The organism is Sphingomonas sp. RB1R13, from assembly GCF_036663775.1.
Classification (GTDB): Bacteria; Pseudomonadota; Alphaproteobacteria; order Sphingomonadales; family Sphingomonadaceae; genus Sphingomicrobium.
Window position 1 is genome coordinate 1 of sequence record NZ_JAXOJM010000008.1, and the last position, 2,165, is coordinate 2,165.

At 59.2% G+C, this 2,165-nt stretch carries 2 protein-coding genes and 1 other annotated feature; of the genes, one reads left to right on the forward strand and one right to left on the reverse strand.

What is annotated here, in order from left to right; all coding sequences use genetic code 11:
- Positions 1-730 (reverse strand): hypothetical protein (locus U1700_RS14305; protein ID WP_332753366.1); only part of this gene is annotated, 730 nt, incomplete at its 3' end.
- A gap of 148 nt (positions 731-878) precedes the next feature.
- Between U1700_RS14305 and U1700_RS14310 the strand changes: the two genes are divergently transcribed.
- Positions 879-2,107 (forward strand): IS3 family transposase gene (locus tag U1700_RS14310; protein WP_332753367.1). Its coding sequence is split into 2 segments (ribosomal slippage): positions 879-1,167 and positions 1,167-2,107, totalling 1,230 coding nucleotides; the frame shifts between segments, so codons are not numbered across the junction.
- Positions 1,160-1,276, forward strand: a sequence feature (AL1L pseudoknot). Its footprint overlaps the gene before it by 117 nt.
- Positions 2,108-2,165: the final 58 nt, after the last annotated feature.

Consider the following 2,165-nt stretch of genomic DNA (forward strand, 5'->3'; position numbering starts at 1 on the left):
CTGCCTTAGCTCTAACGCTCGTACGCACGACGATGCCCTTAGGCCCCAACAGCTTTTCGAAGTCAGTAGTCAGAGAAGCCTGATCAGCTTCATCCGGATGGGCCGGAAGATCGGAGATGGGCAAGTAGAAGAGGGTTGGTTTTTGTAACGCATCCGCCTCCCAAAGTTGTTCAAGCACCTCTAGCTTATCCCAGTCTTTTAAGACTGATGGCTCTGCGGGCTTCAGGTAGCGTCCACCTTTCGTCTCCGGCCGCACCGTAGCTGGCACGCGAACCTGGAATGGGTTTACACCAGCGAGATCTTCATCCTCCTCGTCAATCTGCACGATATAGAATTGCCGGTTATCGGAGATCCATTCACAACTCAGACGTTGGGAGCGACCAAGCAGAAGCTCGTTGTTCAGCCAAGCTCCGACGCTACCGAATAATCGTTCACGGGCTAATCCAGCTCGTACCGCGAGGGGTAATTCTGGGTCTGCAGCGCTATCACGTTGACTATTAAGGCGAGCTCTGGAAGTTATACCACCCACCTCTCGAGTGGCAATTTCCCATTGATCCCTGGTCTTTGATACGTGCTGGAGATTGCCAAATTCGCCTTGAGATGCAGGACGCATGTATCGTTGCAGCATGAGGCCGGACGGCTTCCCATCGCAAGATCGCAAAGTCTGTATTGCCGCATCTACGAACCGCTGAACCGTGGTTTCATCGTCAGCGCCCACTTCAAATGGCACGCTTTCGTACGTACCTCGATCCCATATGCTTTCACCGATGACACTGGAGCGGACGATTATCTGACGCGCACTGCCTGCTAGCTTCGTTATCCTTTTGAACCGACCCGGGATTGTCGGAGGCTCCAACTCCTGAGAAGGTGGAGCCTGTATGAGCAAGACGACGAACAAGTTTGCGCCTGAAGTCCGCGAGCGAGCGGTAAGGATGGTGCTGGATCACGAGCGCGATCACCCATCGCGATGGGCAGCGGTAGTTTCCATTGCCGAGAAGATCGGCTGCGTTCCGCAGACGCTGCATGAGTGGGTAAAGAAGGCGGAGGTGAACAGCGGCAAGCGCGCTGGCGTTCCGACCGAGGTCGCTGAGAAGATGAAGGCGCTAGAACGCGAAGTCCGCGAGCTGCGACAGGCCAACGAGATCCTGCGCAAGGCATCCGCATATTTTGCCCAGGCGGAGCTCGACCGCCCGTTCCGGCGATGATCGCCTTCATCGACGATCACCGTAAAGCCTATGGGGTCGAGCCGATCTGCCGCGTCTTGCCGATCGCCCCATCGACGTATTTCGAGCGTGTCGCGCAGCGGCAGGATCCAATGCGCCTGTCGGCGCGGGCGCAGCGGGATCAGGTTCTCAAGCCTGAGGTGGCTCGCGTGTTCGCCGAGAACTTCGCGGTCTACGGCGTCCGCAAGGTCTGGCGGCAGATGATGCGCGAGGGCTTCCCGGTCGCCCGCTGCACCATCGAGCGGCTGATGCACGATATGGATCTACAGGGCGTGATCCGGGGCAAGCCGGTTCGCACGACGATGAGCGACAAGGCAGCGCCGTGCCCGCTGGATCACGTCAACCGCAGATTCTATGCGCCAGCGCCGAACATGCTGTGGGTGTCGGATTTCACCTATGTCGCGACTTGGGCCGGCTTCGTCTACGTCGCCTTCGTCATAGACACCTACGCCAGGCGGATCGTGGGGTGGCGGGCGAGCAGAACGGCGCATGCCAGTTTCGTCCTCGATGCCCTGGAGCAGGCTCTCCATGATCGCCGGCCGGCCCATCGGGGCGGGCTCATCCATCACAGCGACCGGGGGTCGCAATACGTGTCCATCAAGTACACCGAGCGCCTCGCCGAAGCCGGGATAGAGCCATCGGTTGGCAGCGTCGGCGACAGCTACGACAACGCTTTGGCCGAGACGATCAATGGCCTCTACAAAGCCGAGGTGATCCACAGGCGTGGGCCGTGGCGCAGCTTTGAAGCCGTCGAATACGCCACGCTCGAATGGGTCGACTGGTTCAACCATCGCCGGCTGCTGGAGCCCATCGGCAACATCCCGCCTGCCGAAGCTGAAGAGCAATATTATGCTGCCGCGGAGAACCTGGATATGGCAGCGTAACTCACAACCCACGGCCTCCGGCAAACCCGGGGCGGTTCAGTCCAAACTTCTCGACAGT